15 protein-coding genes are annotated in these 15,698 nt (G+C 68.2%); 5 read left to right on the forward strand and 10 right to left on the reverse strand.

Annotated elements, in window-relative coordinates; all coding sequences use genetic code 11:
• The first annotated feature begins 123 nt into the window (after window positions 1-123).
• Together HVO_RS09760 and HVO_RS09765 are read left to right on the forward strand one after the other, a co-directional pair.
• A complete protein-coding gene (locus HVO_RS09760) occupies window positions 124-804 on the forward strand; it encodes a potassium channel family protein (protein WP_004043886.1) in 681 nt (226 codons plus the stop codon).
• Window positions 804-2,465 carry a TrkH family potassium uptake protein gene (locus HVO_RS09765; RefSeq protein WP_004043885.1) on the forward strand — a complete coding sequence of 554 codons (1,662 nt, stop codon included), beginning with the start codon at window positions 804-806 and terminating at the stop codon, window positions 2,463-2,465. Before HVO_RS09760 ends, HVO_RS09765 begins: the two co-directional genes overlap by 1 nt.
• A 27-nt stretch (window positions 2,466-2,492) precedes the next feature.
• Here the strand turns inward: HVO_RS09765 and HVO_RS09770 are convergent, their stop codons facing one another.
• The 3 genes from HVO_RS09770 to HVO_RS09780 all read right to left on the reverse strand — a co-directional run bounded on the left by HVO_RS09770 (window position 2,493) and on the right by HVO_RS09780 (window position 6,180).
• Entirely contained in the window at window positions 2,493-4,097 is a 1,605-nt protein-coding gene (locus tag HVO_RS09770; RefSeq protein ID WP_013035428.1) for a TrkH family potassium uptake protein, read from the reverse strand.
• A 117-nt stretch (window positions 4,098-4,214) separates the two neighbouring features.
• Entirely contained in the window at window positions 4,215-5,552 is a 1,338-nt protein-coding gene (gene trkA, locus HVO_RS09775; protein ID WP_004043883.1) for a Trk system potassium transporter TrkA, read from the reverse strand.
• Between the two features lie 85 nt (window positions 5,553-5,637).
• The gene (locus HVO_RS09780; protein ID WP_004043882.1) at window positions 5,638-6,180 is read right to left on the reverse strand and encodes a type II toxin-antitoxin system RatA family toxin; all 543 of its coding nucleotides are present in this window, start codon (window positions 6,178-6,180) and stop codon (window positions 5,638-5,640) included.
• Between the two features lie 118 nt (window positions 6,181-6,298).
• Here HVO_RS09780 and HVO_RS09785 point away from each other — a divergent pair, with 118 nt between their 5' ends.
• The 3 genes from HVO_RS09785 (at window position 6,299) to coaBC (ending at window position 9,373) form a co-directional block, all read left to right on the forward strand.
• The gene (locus HVO_RS09785; protein WP_004043881.1) at window positions 6,299-7,258 is read left to right on the forward strand and encodes a DUF7551 domain-containing protein; all 960 of its coding nucleotides are present in this window, start codon (window positions 6,299-6,301) and stop codon (window positions 7,256-7,258) included.
• Window positions 7,259-7,338: 80 nt separating this feature from the next.
• Entirely contained in the window at window positions 7,339-8,118 is a 780-nt protein-coding gene (locus tag HVO_RS09790; RefSeq protein WP_004043880.1) for an FAD-dependent oxidoreductase, read from the forward strand.
• 94 nt (window positions 8,119-8,212) lie between these two features.
• Window positions 8,213-9,373: a bifunctional phosphopantothenoylcysteine decarboxylase/phosphopantothenate--cysteine ligase CoaBC gene (coaBC, locus tag HVO_RS09795; RefSeq protein ID WP_004043879.1), complete on the forward strand. Its 1,161-nt coding sequence runs from the start codon at window positions 8,213-8,215 to the stop codon at window positions 9,371-9,373.
• A gap of 15 nt (window positions 9,374-9,388) precedes the next feature.
• Here the strand turns inward: coaBC and mnhG are convergent, their stop codons facing one another.
• The 7 genes from mnhG to mbhE are packed head-to-tail and all read right to left on the reverse strand — an operon-like array spanning window position 9,389 to window position 15,576.
• Window positions 9,389-9,784, reverse strand: coding sequence for a monovalent cation/H(+) antiporter subunit G (gene mnhG, locus HVO_RS09800; RefSeq protein WP_004043878.1), 396 nt, complete (start codon window positions 9,782-9,784; stop codon window positions 9,389-9,391).
• On the reverse strand, window positions 9,781-10,074 hold the full coding sequence (locus tag HVO_RS09805; protein WP_004043877.1) for a monovalent cation/H+ antiporter complex subunit F: 294 nt from the start codon (window positions 10,072-10,074) through the stop codon (window positions 9,781-9,783). Before HVO_RS09805 ends, mnhG begins: the two co-directional genes overlap by 4 nt.
• Window positions 10,067-10,669 carry a Na+/H+ antiporter subunit E gene (locus tag HVO_RS09810; protein ID WP_004043876.1) on the reverse strand — a complete coding sequence of 201 codons (603 nt, stop codon included), beginning with the start codon at window positions 10,667-10,669 and terminating at the stop codon, window positions 10,067-10,069. The genes HVO_RS09805 and HVO_RS09810 overlap by 8 nt, the downstream gene beginning before the upstream one ends.
• A complete protein-coding gene (locus tag HVO_RS09815; protein WP_004043874.1) occupies window positions 10,669-12,366 on the reverse strand; it encodes a Na+/H+ antiporter subunit D in 1,698 nt (565 codons plus the stop codon). The genes HVO_RS09810 and HVO_RS09815 overlap by 1 nt, the downstream gene beginning before the upstream one ends.
• The gene (locus tag HVO_RS09820; protein WP_004043872.1) at window positions 12,363-12,704 is read right to left on the reverse strand and encodes a sodium:proton antiporter; all 342 of its coding nucleotides are present in this window, start codon (window positions 12,702-12,704) and stop codon (window positions 12,363-12,365) included. Before HVO_RS09820 ends, HVO_RS09815 begins: the two co-directional genes overlap by 4 nt.
• Window positions 12,701-13,174 carry an MnhB domain-containing protein gene (locus tag HVO_RS09825; protein WP_004043870.1) on the reverse strand — a complete coding sequence of 158 codons (474 nt, stop codon included), beginning with the start codon at window positions 13,172-13,174 and terminating at the stop codon, window positions 12,701-12,703. The genes HVO_RS09820 and HVO_RS09825 overlap by 4 nt, the downstream gene beginning before the upstream one ends.
• Window positions 13,171-15,576: a hydrogen gas-evolving membrane-bound hydrogenase subunit E gene (mbhE, locus tag HVO_RS09830; protein ID WP_013035481.1), complete on the reverse strand. Its 2,406-nt coding sequence runs from the start codon at window positions 15,574-15,576 to the stop codon at window positions 13,171-13,173. Before mbhE ends, HVO_RS09825 begins: the two co-directional genes overlap by 4 nt.
• Window positions 15,577-15,698 lie beyond the last annotated feature (122 nt).

The following is a 15,698-nucleotide window of genomic DNA, read 5'->3' on the forward strand; positions in this document are numbered from 1 at the left end:
CGCGGAGCGTTTCTCGGGCGCTTCGTTCCGAAGCAGTAGGATAGCGCTCCTGTCGTCCGTTTTCGAGCGACGGAACGCGATGCCGATAGTTTTTCCACCGCCCCACGCCCACGCCGGAACGTCATGTACATCATCGTCGTCGGCGCGGGCAACATCGGCACGCCGCTCATCGAAATCGCTACCGAGGGCGGCAACGAGGTCGTCGTCGTCGAGCGCGACGAGGCGAAGGCCGAGGCGGCCGCCGCGACGTTCGACTGTCTCGTCCTCAACGACGACGCCACGGTCAAACAGACGCTCGACGAGGCCGGCGCGGACCGCGCCGACGCCATCATCACGACGACCGACAAGGACGCGACCAACATCATGGTCTGTCTGTTGGCGAAGGAACTCGACATCCCCGACATCGTCTCGGTCGTCCACAACCCCGAGCACATGAGCCTCTACCGCCAAATCGGCGTCAACACGATGGAGAACCCCCAGCGGCTCATCGCGGAGTACCTCTACCGCGCGGTCAAGCGCCCCTCTATCGTCGACTACATGCGCATCGGTGAGCACGCCGAGGTGTTCGAAATCCGCGTCGACGAGGACGCGCCGATAACCGGGATGACGATTCAGGAGGCGGCCCAAGAGAACCTCCTCGACGGCGACACGCTCATCGTCGCCGTCGAGCGCGAGGGCGACGACGACCCCGTGACGCCCCGCGGGAACACCGCCATCGGCGCGGGCGATCTCCTGACGGTCTACTCCGCGAAGGGCGCGACGCCCGAGGTGACTGACGTGTTCGGCCACTACGAGGACCACTGATGCCCCGCCGCGGACGGACCGTCTCGGGGTGGCCCGCCGACCTCGCGGTCATCGGCCGCGACGTGGGGTCGCTCCTCGCCATGGAGTCGGCCCTGATGACCGCCTCGGTCCTCGTCGCGGTCGGCTTCCGCGAGTGGTACGCCGCGCTCGCGTTCCTCGCCGCCGGGGGCGCGACGGCGTTCGTCGGGCTAGGCGCGCGAAAGGCGTTCGCGGACGCCCCCGCGCCCCGGATGAAACACGGGATGATAATCGCCGCCGCGGGCTGGTTCGCCACGGCCGCCTTCGGGTCGCTTCCCTTCTTCCTCACGGCGCACTTCGCCCCGCAGGGCGTCTTCACGGCGCTCGTGCCCGCCGGCGTCGACTACGCCCAGTCGAGTCTCGTCTACTTCCGCGACCCGTTGCACGCCCTGTTCGAGAGCATGAGCGGCTGGACCGGAAGCGGGCTGACGATGGGCATCCACGAGCCGTCGCTTCCCCGGACGATTCAGTGGTGGCGCTCGCTCATCCAGTGGGTCGGCGGCGTGGGCGTCATCGTCCTCACCGTCTCCATCCTCTCGCGGCCCGGAAGCGGGAGCTACGCGCTGTACCGCGGCGAGGCCAGAGAGGAGAAGATTCACCCGAGCGTCGTCTCGACGGTCCGGACGGTCTGGAAGATTTTCGTCGGCTACACGCTCCTGTCGGTGGTCGTCCTCTTCGTCGCCATCCGCGCCAGCGACTACGGGGCGACGCTCCCGCTGTGGGAGGTCGCGTGGCAGGCGCTCAATCACGCGATGACGGGGCTTTCGACCGGCGGATTCGCCGTCACCGACGGCTCCATCGGCACGTACGACTCGCCGCTCATCGAGACGGTGCTGCTCCCCATCATGGCGCTGGGGGCAATCGCCTTCCCCGTCCACTACGCCATCCTGAAGAACCGCGACGTCGACCGCCTCTGGGGCGACCTCCAGACGCGCTGGCTCCTCGTCCTCTTCGCGGTCGGCGCGGTTGCGCTCGCCGTCCAGAACCTCGTCAGCCTCCCGGCGACCGCGGGGTCGGCGTTCGTCGAGACCGCGGACTACTTCGGACTCGCCGGCGTCGCCGGCGGACCGGAGTCGGACGCCGTCCGCGACGCCGCGTTCCACTGGGTGAGCGCGCTCACCTGCACCGGCTTTCAGGCCGCGCCGCTCGGCGCGTGGTCAGACGGCGGGAAGATTCTGCTGTCGGGGGCGATGACCCTCGGCGGGGCCGCCGGGTCGACCGTCGGCGGCATCAAAATCATCCGCGGCTACACCATCTCCCGCGGCATCCGCTGGCAGTTCTCCCGCGTCTTCCTCCCCGAGAGCGCGATCGTCAATATCGAGATGAACGGCCGCCGGCTCTCGCGGACCGAGATGGACCGCGAGTTCTCCGAAGCGGCCATCGTCTCGATGCTCTGGGTGCTGCTGCTCGTCGGGTCGAGCGTCCTCCTCGTGAACCTCGCCGGGCCGGAGTTCACCTACGCCGACGCGCTGTTCGAAGTCGCGTCCGCGCAGGGGAACGTCGGCATCTCGACGGGCATCACCGGCCCGTGGATGAATCCGTGGGCGGAGACGATGTTCCTCTTTAACATGTGGGTCGGCCGCCTCGAAATCATCCCGGTGTTGGTGTTCGCCCGGTCGGCAATCTACGGGCTGAACCCCTGAGCAAAAGCGGACGCGGTTTTTTCGGCGTTACCGCCGCCAGTACTCCGGCGTGAAGATGACCAACACGGGCAGAATCTCCAGCCTGCCCACCCACATGAGAAGCACCATGTACAGCTTCGAGCCGTTGGAGAAGTCGAGATAGCTCCCCATCGGGCCGACGACGCCGAAGCCCGGGCCGACGTTCCCGAGGGTCGCGGCGACGGCGCTCATGGTTTCGAGGATGCTCACGTCGAAGCCGATACGTGCGGCGTCGAGGTGGAGCAGGCCGGTCGACACGAAAAACAACACGAGATACAGGAGCGTGAAGGCGTAGATGCCGCGGATGGCCCGCTCGTCGACCGCGCGGCCCGCGAGCCTGACGGGGCGGACCGCCTCGGGGTGAGCCGTCGTGAACAGCTCTCGGCGGAGCGATTTCACGATGACGTACCAGCGGACGATTTTCACCGCGCCGCCGGTCGACCCCCCGGAGCCGCCGATGAACATCGCGAACAGCAGGACGTACTGCGCCGGCGCGCTCCACGCGTTGAAGTCGATGCTGGCGTAGCCGGTCGTCGTGACGATGGAGACGACCTGAAACACCGACTGGCGAACCGCGGGTTCGACGTTGCCGATGATGGCCGTGCGGATGCCTTCGAGGTAGAGTTGGTCGTACGTCTCGCCCGCGGGCGCGACGGACATCAGCCCGTCACCGAGGAACAGGATTCCCGCGAGGATGGCCGAGACGACGCCGATGACGCCGAGGTAGGACTTGAACTCGGTGTCGCGGAACAGCCGCTTCGGGTCGCCGGTGAGGACGTGCCAAAACAGCGCGAAGTTGGTCCCGGCGGCGACCATGAAGGGGATAACGACCCACTGCGCGGCCGCCGAAAACGCCTCGATGCTGCGGGCCTCCGGCGAGAACCCACCGGTCGGCATCGTCGTCAGCCCGTGGGCGATGGCGTTGTACACCCCCATGTTCTGGGCGTGGCCGGTGACGTTGAGCCCGTAGAGGAGGACGATTTCGAGGACGGTGAGACCGAGGTACGCGCCCCAGAGCGCGCGGGCCGTCTCGGCGATGCGCGGCGTGAGCTTCTCGATACCGGGACCGGGCGCTTCGGCGTCCATCAGCTGTGCGCCGCCGACGGAGAGTTCGGGGAGGATGGCGACCGCGAGGACGACGATACCCATCCCGCCGAGCCACTGGGTGAGCTGTCGCCACATCATGATGCCGCGGGTGTGCGAGTCGAACGAGATGTCGCCGAGCACCGTCGCCCCGGTCGTGGTGAAGCCGCTCATCGTCTCGAACAGCGCGTTCACCGGGTTGCCGAGGGTCGATTCGGGGTGGATGGGCGACGCGACGAAGGGGATGCCGTGGGCCTCGATGAGAAACGGTATCGCGCCGACTATCGTGACCGCTAGCCACGTCAGCGCGACCATCAGAAAGCCCTCTCGGGCCCCGATGTCGGGGTCGTCGGCGAGCCGTTCGAGCCCCGTGCCGACGAGGACCGTCACGGCCATCGTGACGACGAACGGGAGCACCGACTCGCCGTAGTACAGCGCGACCACGAGCGGGAAACAAAGAGGGACCGCGAGATACTTCAGGACGGTCCCCACGAGACGCAGGCTGGCTCTGTAATCGACCCGCAATTTCATCCGTGGACTAACGTACCGAGCGCCGGGTTCTTCCGTGTTCGGGTTCGCAGTCGGGGGCGCGACGGCGTGACAGGGTCGAGTTTTCGGCGCAGAACGGGGGCTGTGCGGCGGACCGACCTACAGATTGGGTGTCACGTCGTCGATGACGCAGCTATCGACGAAGACGACGACGTGGTCGCCGGGTTCGATGACGGTGTCGCCGCGGGGGGTGATGAACTCGCGGCGGCGGGTTATCGCGCCGATGACGACGCCTTCGGGGAGCGTCGCGACCGACTCCCGAATCGGCTTGCCCGCGAGGACGCTCTCGGCGTCCACCTCGATTTCGAGCACTTCGGCCTTGTCAGACTCGATGAGCGCGACGTTCTCCGCGCCGCCCTCGCGGGTAAAGCGGGTTATCTCCTCTGCGACGACCTCGCGGGGGCTGACGCCCACGTCGACGCCGACGGCCTCGAACAGGTCCACGTACGGCGTCGTGTCGATGACGGCGACGGTGCGCTCGACGCCGAGGCGGGCGGCGAGAAGCGACACGAGCAGGTTCTTCTCGTCGGAGTCGAGCGCCGAGACGAGCAGGTCGGCGTCGCCGATGTACTCGCGTTCGAGGAAGTCCACGTCGGTCGCGTCGCTCTCCATGACGATGGTTCCGGGGAGCATCTCCGCGAGTTCGCGGGCGCGCTCCGCGTCGTGCTCGATGAGCCTGGGCTTGAAGCCGCGCTCTTCGAGCAGGCGGGCGACGTGGTAGCCGATTTCGCTCCCGCCGACGATGACGACTTCCTCGGCGGTTCCCGGCGGTTCGTCGGGCGAGACGGAGCTTGCGAAGCCCTGGACGCTCTTGGGGCTGCCGATGACGACGACGCGGTCGCCGGGACCGATGACGGAGTCGCCGCGGGGGATGGTGACCTCGCCGTCGCGGAGGATGGCCGCGAAGGTCAGCGAGTCGAAGCGGTCGGCCTCGCTCACGGTCTGGTTGGCGACGGGGCTCTCCTCGTCGACTTCGAACTCGGCCATCTGGACCTGCCCGCCCGCGAAGGGGTCAACGTCGCGTGCGGCGGGGAGGCCGACGACGCGGACGATGGACTCCGCGGCGAGCAGGTTCGTACAGACCATGAAGTCGATGCCGAACGCCTTCTCGGAGCGCTGCCACGTCCGGAGGTACTCCGTGTTCTTGACCCGGGCGATTGTGAACGCGTTCGAGATGGCCTTGGCGGTCGCGCAGGCGACGATGTTCGTCTCGTCGTCGTCGGTCGAGGCGATGACCATGTCGGCGCGCTCCACGTCGGCCTCTTCGAGCGTGTCCACCGAGGTTCCGTCGCCGTGGAGCGCCAGCACGTCGAGCGAGTAGTTCAGTTCGTCGACGCGCTCGGGGTCGCAGTCGATGACGACGACCTCGTGGGTCTCGTCGAGGTCGGCCGCGATGGACGACCCGACCTGTCCGGCACCGATGATTATCACGCGCACCAGAGACCAGCCCCTGTCATACCCCTGTGTTGGACCGCGGGCGCGTATGTGCATTTCCCTTCTCGAATCTCCGGGACACCGACGCTCACGACCCCGGTTTCGAGTGTATCGTCAGTTCCACGCGCCGTGGTCGCCCCTCGATGTCTGCGACGATGCGCTCGACGATTCGCTCCGCCTCCTTCTGGAGCACCGGCCGGAGCTTGTCGATGACCCAACCGAGCGAGACGAACCGCGGGAGGTCGACGTCGCCCGCGGAGACGCTGTCGGGGTCGTATTCGACCTCGAAGAAGACGCGGCAGGCGGTGTCGGCGTCCGGCGGGGCCTCACCCCCGTGGGGCAGGTCGTCGAGTTCCTCGACTCGCCAGCGGCCGACGGCGTGTACGTCCTTGGTGATGGTCCAGTCGATTCGCGTCGGCGGGGTGACGTCGGTCACCTTCGACTCGGCGGTGTAGGTGAGCTTCCACCACGAAAAGTACAGGGCGTACCGCGTGCCCGGCGACCCGTCGCCCGACTGCCGAACGTCCCGCAGGTGCTTCGAGTAGTCGGCGTACCGCGGGAAGTCGACGAGGAACTCGTATATCTCCTCGGGCGGCAGGTAGACGACGGTGCTGACGGCTATCTCGTCCACGAGCGTCGAATGGAGTCGGCGGGACCAAAGCCTTGTGGGCCGTGTCGCTCGCTCGCGCGGCGCGGACGCCCTCGCAATCGCAACCCATAATCGGTCGGTGTCTCGACATACAGCCGAGATGGTGGGGGGGACGCTTCGGGACATCAGAGCCGAGATTCGGTCTCTGGCGTGTTCCGACGGCGACTACGCAGTTGTGTGCGGCCGCACGGGTTCGCCGCCCGGAGCCGCCGCAGGACAGCGGTTTCCGGGCCGACGCGCCGCCGGCGAGGCCGTGGAACTGACGCGGGACTACCGGGCGGCGCTCCGGCGCTACGACCCGAACAGCCCGTACGACGATCCGCTCGTGTACGAGGTGGCCGAGGGACCGCCGCGGGCCGCCGAGGAGTCGGCAGACGAGTACGCCCGATACAGCGCGTTCTGCCACGACACCGCGGGCGCGCTGTTCGAGGCGCTGTCGGAACTCGGCTATCGGGAGGCCGAGACCGCCGAGATGGAGACGTACCTCACGCTGGCCGAGGTCGTCGACGACCGCGACGACTTCTGTCTCACGCTGGTGTGGAGCCTGATGAGCGAACTGGACGTTCGCCTCTCGGCCGACGAGCAGCGGGCGGTCGTCGAGACGGCGGCCGGGCTGTTCTGTCCGACCCCGACGCCGAACCCCGTGGACGCGGCGCTTCGACACCTCGAAGCCGTCGGCTTCGTCGAGGGCTACTCGGTGCGGCCGATACCCGACGCCGAGGCGGCTGGAACTGCCGGTTCCGACGCCCGAACCGACGCACGGACCGACGGCGACGACAGCTCCCGGACGTGGGAGCTCACCTTCGGGGACTACGCGCTCGCGGAGCGGACCGGCCGGGTTCCGACGCTGCCGCTCGCCGTGGCTCTCGTCCGGCGGACGCCGGAGCGAACCGTGCGCTTTCTCGACGGCGAGGCGCTGTCTGACGGGCGCTGGCGGCTCCGGCTCCGAATGTCACCGAAGAACGGAGCGGGGCACGCACCCGGCTCGGCGGGCCTCGTCAGCGTCGAGGCAATCGAGAACCGCTGGCTCAACGACCCGAGCGCGTCGCTGGGTCGGTAGCCCGAACCGCCTCCGGGCGGAACTCGGCAGCGTTCAGCGACATCCGTACGGTTTTACTCGCCGCTGAGCTATCGCACGACATGAGTCAGACGACTCCACGAGACGCGCTCGTCGTCGGCGGCGGCGTCGCCGGCCTCACCGCCGCGACGTTCCTCGCGCGCGCCGACCTCGACACCCTCGTCGTCAACGACGGCGAGCCAATCGTTCGCCGGAACGCCCACCTCGAAAACGTCCCCGGCTTCCCGGCGGGCGTCAACAGTCGGCTGTTTACCGACCTCCTCTCCGAGCAGGCCGACCGTAACGGCGCGGGCCGACTGACCGGCCGCGTGACCGACCTCGACGTGCTCGGTGACGACGAGGACCCGCTGTTCCGGGCGACCGTCGAGACCGACGACGGCGAAGAGACCGTCGAGGTGTCCCGGGTCGTCGCGGCCTCGTGGTCCGACGCCTCGTATCTCGAAGACACGGGCGTCGACCTCCGGGCCGCCGGGTCGAAAACCTACGTCGGCGTGGACGACCTCGGCCGGACCGACGTCCCCGGCATCTACGCCGCGGGTCGGCTGACCGAGATTTACCATCAGGCGGTCGTCGCCGCCGGCGACGCCGCGGAGACGGCCATCACGCTGGTCCACGACTCGGGGACGGCGTTCTACAACGACTGGGTCGCGCCGACCGGCTACTTCACCGACCGCGGCCGCGAGGTGCCGCCGGCCTGCGAGGAGATAGACGCCGACGAGCGCGCCCACCGCGAGCGCGAGTCCCGCGAGGTCATGCGCGAGTTCTTCGCCGAGCCGCACGACGAGCCCCAGCGCACCCACCCGAGCCTCGTCGACGACGAACTCGGGCGACTCGACGAGTAACACCCACGCACACCGCGGGCGGACCGCCCGTCGGTCCCACGGTCGCCCGCGGACGCGAATCCTTTTAGCGGGTCGCGGGCGCAGAGACGAGTGAATGCTCGAAGGTGTGAACGTCGCGCTCGGGGTGACGGGGAGTATCGCGGCCGTGAAAGTCGTCGAGTTGGCGCACGAACTCCGCCGCCGGGGCGCGTCGGTCCGCGCGGTGATGACCGACGCCGCGACGGGAATCATCCACCCGTGGGCGGTCGAGTTCGCCACCGACGACGACGCGGTGACCGAGATTACCGGCCGCGTCGAACACGTCGACCTCTGCGGCCGCGACGGCTGGGCCGACGTGTTCCTCGTCGCGCCCGCGACGGCCAACACGGTCGGCAAGATAGCGGCCGCCATCGACGACTCTCCGGTGACGACCACCGCGACCACCGCCCTCGGGGCGGGCGTTCCGGTCGTCGTCGCGCCCGCGATGCACGAACCCATGTACGACCACCCCGGCGTCCTCGACGCCATCGAGCGGGTGCGGTCGTGGGGCGTCGAGTTCGTCGACCCCCGCATCGAGGAAGGAAAGGCGAAAATCGCCACCGAGGAGGCCATCGTCACCGGCGTGGCCAAAGCGACGACCGACCAGACGCTCGCCGGAACATCCGTCGTCGTCACCGCCGGCGCGACGACCGAGTCCATCGACCCAATCCGCACGCTCTCGAATCGCGCCTCCGGTCGCACGGGCCGCGCCGTCGCCCGCGCGCTCGCGGTTCGCGGCGCGGACGTGACGCTCGTCCACGACGGCGACGACGCGCACTACGCCGACGTGCTCGCCGTCGAGTCGGCCGCCGAGATGCTGGACGCCGTCGAGGCCGCGGTCGACGCCGACGCCGACGCGCTCGTCTCCGCGGCCGCCATCTCGGATTTCACCGTCGAGGCGGCCGACCAGAAGATTCGCTCCGGCGAGGCGCGCACGCTCGACCTCGAACCCGCGCCGAAGCTCATCGACACCGTCCGCGAGTCGCACCCGGACCTCCCCATCGTCGGCTTCAAGGCCGAGACGACCGGCGACGACGAGGCGATGGCCGGCGAGGCCCGCCGCATCATGGACCGCGTCGGCCTCGCCTTCGTCGTCGCCAACGACGCCTCCGTGATGGGCGACTCGGAGACCCGCGCGCTCGTCGTCCGCGCCGACGAGACGAGCGAGTACGTCGGGTCGAAAGGCGGACTGGGCGCTCGCGTCGCTGCCGAACTGGCGACCGAGTTGGAAAAATAGGCCCTCGGCGGGTCGTCAGTCGTCGCCGTCCGCGCCGTCGGCGTCGGCCGACGCGACCTGCTTGGGCCACGTGACCCCGTCGAGGAACGGGACGCCCATGCGCTGGGCGGCCTGCGAAATCATGTGCGCGCCCGTCGGCGCGGTGAGGAACAGGAACAACACCGTGACGAGCGCCATCAGTCCGTCCCCGTGGGGAAGGTAGTACACCGTCGCGGCGAGCGCGATGGACGCCGCCCCCAGCGTGGTCGCCTTCGAGGTGGCGTGCATCCGGTTGTAGACGTTGGGGAACCGGAGCAGACCGATGGTCCCGACGACGAGGAAGAAACTCCCCACGAGCGTCAGGAGGATGACGAGCGCCGCGCGGACGGGACCGACCGTCGTCGCGGCAGCTGCGGTCTCTGCGGCGGTCATTCGATGATGTCCCCCTCCGTGACGTACCGAGCCACGGTAATCGTGCTGATGAAGCCGATGATGGCGAGCACGAGACTGACGCCGACGAAGTAACCCTGTTGGCTCCAGATGGCGTACAGCGCCGCGATGGCGACGACGTTCGTCCCGATGGTGTCGAGCGCGACGACGCGGTCGGGCACCGTCGGCCCGCGGATGACGCGGTAGCTCACGAGGAGCGTCAGCCCCGCGGCGAGCGCGAGGCCGACGAAGAGCACGGAGTCCATCCAGGCGAGGTACACGGGCTCAGCCATGTTGTTCACCTCCCGTCGCGGCGGCGGGCGCGTCGCCGCCGTCCGCGGGACCCCCCTCGACTTGCGGCGCGGGGTCGCCCGGTTTCAGTTCTTCGTCGAAGATGACGAGCGCGTAGTCCTCCCAGCGGCGGATGGGTTTGAGGATGCCGTCGGGGTCGCTCCCGTCGATGCTGTGCACGTACAGCGAGTTGGTTTCGTCGTCGTAGTCCATGGTCAGCGTCCCCGGAGTGAGGGTGATACTGTTCGCGATAGTCGTGATGGCGAGCGGCGTCCGCACGCGGAGCGGCACCTCGACCACGGCGGGGTCGATGGGCATCGACGGCGACAGCGTCCGCACCGCCACGTCGACGTTGGCCGTGAGGAGTTCCCAGAGGAACGTCGCGAGGTACAGCGCCGCGTAGGGCGCGACGCGGAGGCTCCGCGCGATGGGTGCTTCGTCCCCGTAGAACCGCCGGAAGAAGAAGGCGATGCCCATCCCGACGCCGAGGCCGATGATGAACTCCTCCAGCAGGCGCTGCGGCGTCAGTTCGACGCCGCGGACGAACAGCCAGAGGACGGCCATGACGAGCCCCGAAACCGGCCAGCGGCGGCTCATCAGTGGCCACCCCCGCCGGATTCGAAGCCGACGCCCGGACCGTGCAGCACGGCGTCGACGTAGCCGTTCGTGTCGACGGCGGCGCGGGCCGCGGCGTCGGCCGCGCCGAACAGCGCTTCGAAGCCGATACCGAAGCCGATGGCGGCGACGGCGAGTGCGACGACGACGGTCACCTGCGTGGTGAGTTCGAGCCGTTTGAGGCCGTCGTCACCGCCGTCGGTCATCGCCACGTCGCCGGAGCCGACCGACCAGCGCTCGGGGAGCGCGGCGTCGACGAGGTCGCTCGGGCGACCCCAGAACACCGCGTTCCACGCGCGGGTGTAGTAGGCGATAGTCAGAATTGCGCCGGCGAGCGCGACGGCGAGCGCGAGTCCCGCGCCGGCCCCGCCCGCGGCGAACGACTCCGCGGCCGCCTGGAAGACGAGATACTTCCCGAAGAAGCCCGACAGCGGCGGGACGCCGATGAGCGTCAGCGCGCCGAGCAGGAAGCCCGCCGCGAGCACCGGCGCCCTGTCGGCGAGGCCGCCGAGGTCGGACAGGCGGTCGCTGCCGACGACGTCTTTGAGCGTGCCGCTCGCGAGGAACAGCAGGCTCTTGGCGAGACCGTGGTTGAACGCGTAGACCAGCGCGGCGGTCACGCCGAGCACGCGAACCGCCTCGGACGGCGCGGTGGCGGCCACCGCCAGCGGGAGGACGATAAAGCCCACCTGACTGATGGAGGAGTACGCGAGGATGCCGTCCACGTCGTCGCGGCCGACCGCGCCGATGCCGCCGAGGACGATGCTGACCGCGGCCATGACGAACATGACCGGGCCGAAGAAGCCGAGGAACGACTCCCCGGTGATGCCGAGGAAGCCGATGTCGATGGACGCCGCGGCGAAGATGGTGAAGTAGAGCCGAACGATGGCGTAGATGCCGACCTTCTTCACGACGCCGGCGAGCATCGCGGTCACCGGCGACGGCGCGGCGCGGTAGGCCGCGGGAACCCAGAACTGGAAGGGCGCGAGGCCGGCCTTCAGCGCGAACACCGAAAACAGCACCGCCGACAGGCCGAGCGTCGGCAGGAGTTCGATGTCGTAGGCGGCGGGTTCGGCCAGTCGCCGGGCGATATCGGCCATGTTGAGCGTCCCGGTCGTGCTGTATAGACCGCCGATGGCGACGAGCATCACCGCGCTCCCGATGAGGTTGAGCACGACGTAGTTGAGCGCCGCGCGGGTGTGCTCGCGACCGGAGTAAAACAGCACGAGGATGTAGCTCGACATGAGCATCACCTCGAACCAGACGAACAGGTTGAAGATGTCGCCGGTGAGGAACGAGCCGGTGACGCCGACTACCATAAAGTGAAACAGCGTGTGGTAGCTGAGGCGCTGGCCGAACGAGCCGACCGACGCGACCGAGTAGCTGAGCGTCAGGAGCGACACGAAGCCGGTGAGCGCCAACAGGAACGCCGACAGGGCGTCGGCGACGAGCGTGATGCCGAACGGCGCGGCCCAGTTCGACACCTGATAGACGAGCGTGGTCGACTCGCCGCCGAGCGGCAGGACTACGGCGTCGAACAGGGCGGCGACGGCGACGAGATAGGCGACGCCGCCGAGCAGGCTGACTGTCCGTTGGAGTATGTCGCTCGGGCGCGTGAGCAGCGTCAGAATCGCCGTCACGAGCGCCACGAGGAGCGGTGCGATGACGAGCGTGCTCATCTGCTCCCTCCGAGTTCGTACATGTCGATTGTTCCGTGTTCCTCGTACACCCGGTAGGTCAACACGAGCGCGAGCGCGGTCGTCCCGAAGCCGATGACGATGGCGGTGAGGACGAGCGCCTGCACGATGGGGTCCGAGGGCGCGGGCCCGCTCGCGCCGTGGCCCGAGAGGATGGGCGCGAGGCCGTCGAATCCGCCCATGGTGACGAGGTAGACGTTGGCCGATTGGCTGATGATGCTGATACCCCAGACGACGCGAACCACGTCGCGTCGGAGCACGAGGTACGTGCCGATGCTGAACAGGACGCCGAGCGTGGCGGCGAGGAAGAACTGGGTCATTCGTTACCGACCTCCGCGACGATGGTGAGCAGGCCGCCGACGACGGCGAAGAAGACGCCGAGGTCGAAGGCGAACGCGCTCGCGACTTCGAGCTCGCCGTAGAGGGGCAGGTGCTCCAAGAAGAGCACGCCCTGCGTCAGGAACGGCGCGCCGAACGCGAGCGGGGCGAGGCTGGACCCCACGGCGATTGCGAGGCCGAGGGAGGCCATCCAGCGGTAGGTCTCGACGAGTCGGTGTTGCTCCGAGCCGTCGGGTTTGATGGCGAGCACCTCGCGCTGGATGAACTCCAGCCCGAAGATGATGTAGACGAGTGCGAAGGCGGCGGCCGCGAGGACGGCCCCGATGAAGCCGCCGCCGGGGAGGTTGTGCCCGCGGAACAGCAGCGCGATGGCCGTCACCAGGATGATGGGGACGACGATGCGCGCGACGGTCCGCGAGATGACGGTCGTCCGGCCGGACGAGCCGTTCATTGGGTCTCACCCCGCGTTCGCATGCGAATCAGCGTCAGGATGGCGAGCGACGCCATCACGACGACCGAAATCTCGCCCATGGTGTCGATGCCACGGAAGTCGACGAGGATGACGTTGACGATGTTCGAGCCGCCGCCGTAGTCCGCGAAGAACGGCCCGTGTTCCGCCGGAACGCCCGCCCGTGCCACGAAGAACTCCTGTAAGAGCGGGTCGGGCGAGGCGTCCGTCGACAGCAGCACGGTGAGAAACACCGTGCCGCCGACGGCCAGCGACAGCAGACCGTCGCGGACGGAGACGAGTCGGTCCGGCGCGTCGCCGTAGAACGCCGGCAGGCGGTCCAAGACGAGCAGGAAGATGACCAACACGAGCGTCTCGACGACCAGTTGGGTCAACGCGAGGTCGGGCGCGTCCGCGAGGATGTAGAAGATGGCGACCATGAAGCCGACGATAGACAGCGTCAGGACGCCCGCCACGTGCGACGGCGCGACGTCGACCGCGAAGGCGGCGACGAGCGCGACGAGCAACACGAGGACGATGGGAATCGAGACGCTGAGTGTACTGAATCCGGGCATGGAGACGCCGGCGGCCGCGTAGCCGCCGAGCGCGAGCGCGACGAAGCCGAAGAGGCCCCACGTCGCGTAGGTGCGCAGGAGGCCGGTCTGAATCTTCGGCGTGACGGCGACGCTCGTCGTGGTCAGCCCCTCGACGAAGTTGTCGTACCACCAGTTCGCGCGGACGGGGCCGCGCAGGGCCGCGTTGATGGCGTCGTGGATGCGGTCGTAGAACGGGAAGGCGGCCGCACCGACGACGATGGTGATGAGACTCATAATCACGTACGGGGTGAGTTCGGTCGGGAAGTGGACCGAAAAGGAGTGGGCCTCGCCGGGCACGACGCTGCCGTACACGTCGCCGATGAGCCCCTCGATAAAGAGGTTCGGCTGGGCCGAGATGGCGAGGACGAGCGCGCCGAGAATCGCCGGCGGGACGAGCATCGCCGCGGGCGGGCGGTGGACGTGACCCAGGCCGTCGGGTTCGTCGCCGAAGAACAGCGAGGCGAACTTGATGGAGTAGAGGAACGTGAAGACGCTCCCGAACACCGCGACGACGGGGAAAATCCACGCGACGCCGCCCATGTGTTCGGCGGCGTAGTACGTCGACTCGAACAGCAGTTCCTTCGAGTAGAAGCCGTTGAACGGCGGGAAGCCGGCCATCGACAGCGACGCGACGACCGCGATGACGGCCGTCACGGGCAGGTGTTTTCGGAGCCCGCCGAGGCGGTCGATGTTCCGGGTTCCGGCCTCGTGGGCGATGATGCCCGCGACCATGAACAGCGCGGCCTTGAAGCTCGCGTGGTTCAGGATGTGGAACGCGCCGGCCTCCGCGCCGTAGCTGTTGGCGAAGCCGAAGGCGGCGATGATGAGGCCGAGGTGCGAGGCCGTCGAGTACGCGAGCAGTTCCTTGATGTCGGTCGCGCTCACCGCGAGCATGGCCGCGACGGTCATCGTCAACAGGCCGAGCACGGCGAAGATGAGCGTCCATTCACCGAGCACCGCCGCGTCCTCGGGGAGGAAAAGCGGGCGGAATCGGCCGACGAGGTAGACGCCGGCTTTGACCATCGTCGCGGAGTGGAGGAACGCCGAGACCGGCGTCGGTGCCTCCATCGCGTTGGGAAGCCAGACGTGGAACGGGACCTGCGCGGACTTCGTCGCCGCGCCGAGGCCGACGAGGACGAGCACGGGGACGAGCAGGCCGGAGGCCGTCAGGACCTCGCGAATCGCGTCCGCGTGTTCGACCAAAACCGGGATGCTGTACGTCGTTCCCTCGATGGCTCCCGTCTGGCCGGACGCCCAGACGAGAAGCAGGAAGCCGACCAGCATGAACAGGCCGCCGGAGACGGTGATGAGCATCGACTTCCGGGCGGCGTACTGGGAGGCCTTCTCCCCGGTGTAGTGGCCGATGAGGATGAACGACGAGAGGCTCGTCAGCTCCCAGAAGACGAACAGGGCGACGAGGTCGCCCGCGAGGGCGACGCCGAGCATCGAGCCCATGAACGCCAACAGGGTCGCGTAGTATTTCGCCTGGCCCGGTTCGCCGTGCATGTATCCTCCGGAGTACGTGAGGATGAGCACGCCGACGCCGCTGGCGAGGAAGGCGATGAGAAGCGCCAACCCGTCGACGTGAAACGCCAGCGAGATTCCGAGCGAGGGAATCCATTCGAGCGGCACGGTTCCGTGCGCCCCCGCGAGATACAGGTCCGTCACGAGGCCGAGCGTGACCAACGCGACGGCGGCCGCGAAGTACGCCGTGCGCTCACCGAAGAGCCGGTAGACTACCGGTGTGAACGCCGCGGCGAGAAACGGCAAGAAGACGACCGCGAGGACGACTTCCGGTGTGGGTTGCACGGGGGAAATTGCGGGAAGCGCCGACTTAGGTGTTGTCAAACCCGTTGGCTGTTCGGCGTCGAAATCTGACGGTCGGTCGATTTATTCTACGTTTTCTGATTTTCATGATTTTCTTTGGAGAA

Origin of the sequence: Haloferax volcanii DS2, from assembly GCF_000025685.1 — an archaeon.
Lineage (GTDB): Archaea > Halobacteriota > Halobacteria > Halobacteriales > Haloferacaceae > Haloferax > Haloferax volcanii.

Coding starts and splice junctions, on each gene's coding strand:
- HVO_RS09760 (WP_004043886.1), top strand. CDS start 124: ATGTACATCATCGTCGTCGGCGCGGGCAACATCGGCACGCCGCTCATC.
- HVO_RS09765 (WP_004043885.1), top strand. CDS start 804: ATGCCCCGCCGCGGACGGACCGTCTCGGGGTGGCCCGCCGACCTCGCG.
- HVO_RS09770 (WP_013035428.1), bottom strand. CDS start 4,097: ATGAAATTGCGGGTCGATTACAGAGCCAGCCTGCGTCTCGTGGGGACC.
- HVO_RS09785 (WP_004043881.1), top strand. CDS start 6,299: ATGGTGGGGGGGACGCTTCGGGACATCAGAGCCGAGATTCGGTCTCTG.
- HVO_RS09790 (WP_004043880.1), top strand. CDS start 7,339: ATGAGTCAGACGACTCCACGAGACGCGCTCGTCGTCGGCGGCGGCGTC.
- coaBC (WP_004043879.1), top strand. CDS start 8,213: ATGCTCGAAGGTGTGAACGTCGCGCTCGGGGTGACGGGGAGTATCGCG.
- mnhG (WP_004043878.1), bottom strand. CDS start 9,784: ATGACCGCCGCAGAGACCGCAGCTGCCGCGACGACGGTCGGTCCCGTC.
- HVO_RS09805 (WP_004043877.1), bottom strand. CDS start 10,074: ATGGCTGAGCCCGTGTACCTCGCCTGGATGGACTCCGTGCTCTTCGTC.
- HVO_RS09810 (WP_004043876.1), bottom strand. CDS start 10,669: ATGAGCCGCCGCTGGCCGGTTTCGGGGCTCGTCATGGCCGTCCTCTGG.
- HVO_RS09815 (WP_004043874.1), bottom strand. CDS start 12,366: ATGAGCACGCTCGTCATCGCACCGCTCCTCGTGGCGCTCGTGACGGCG.
- HVO_RS09820 (WP_004043872.1), bottom strand. CDS start 12,704: ATGACCCAGTTCTTCCTCGCCGCCACGCTCGGCGTCCTGTTCAGCATC.
- HVO_RS09825 (WP_004043870.1), bottom strand. CDS start 13,174: ATGAACGGCTCGTCCGGCCGGACGACCGTCATCTCGCGGACCGTCGCG.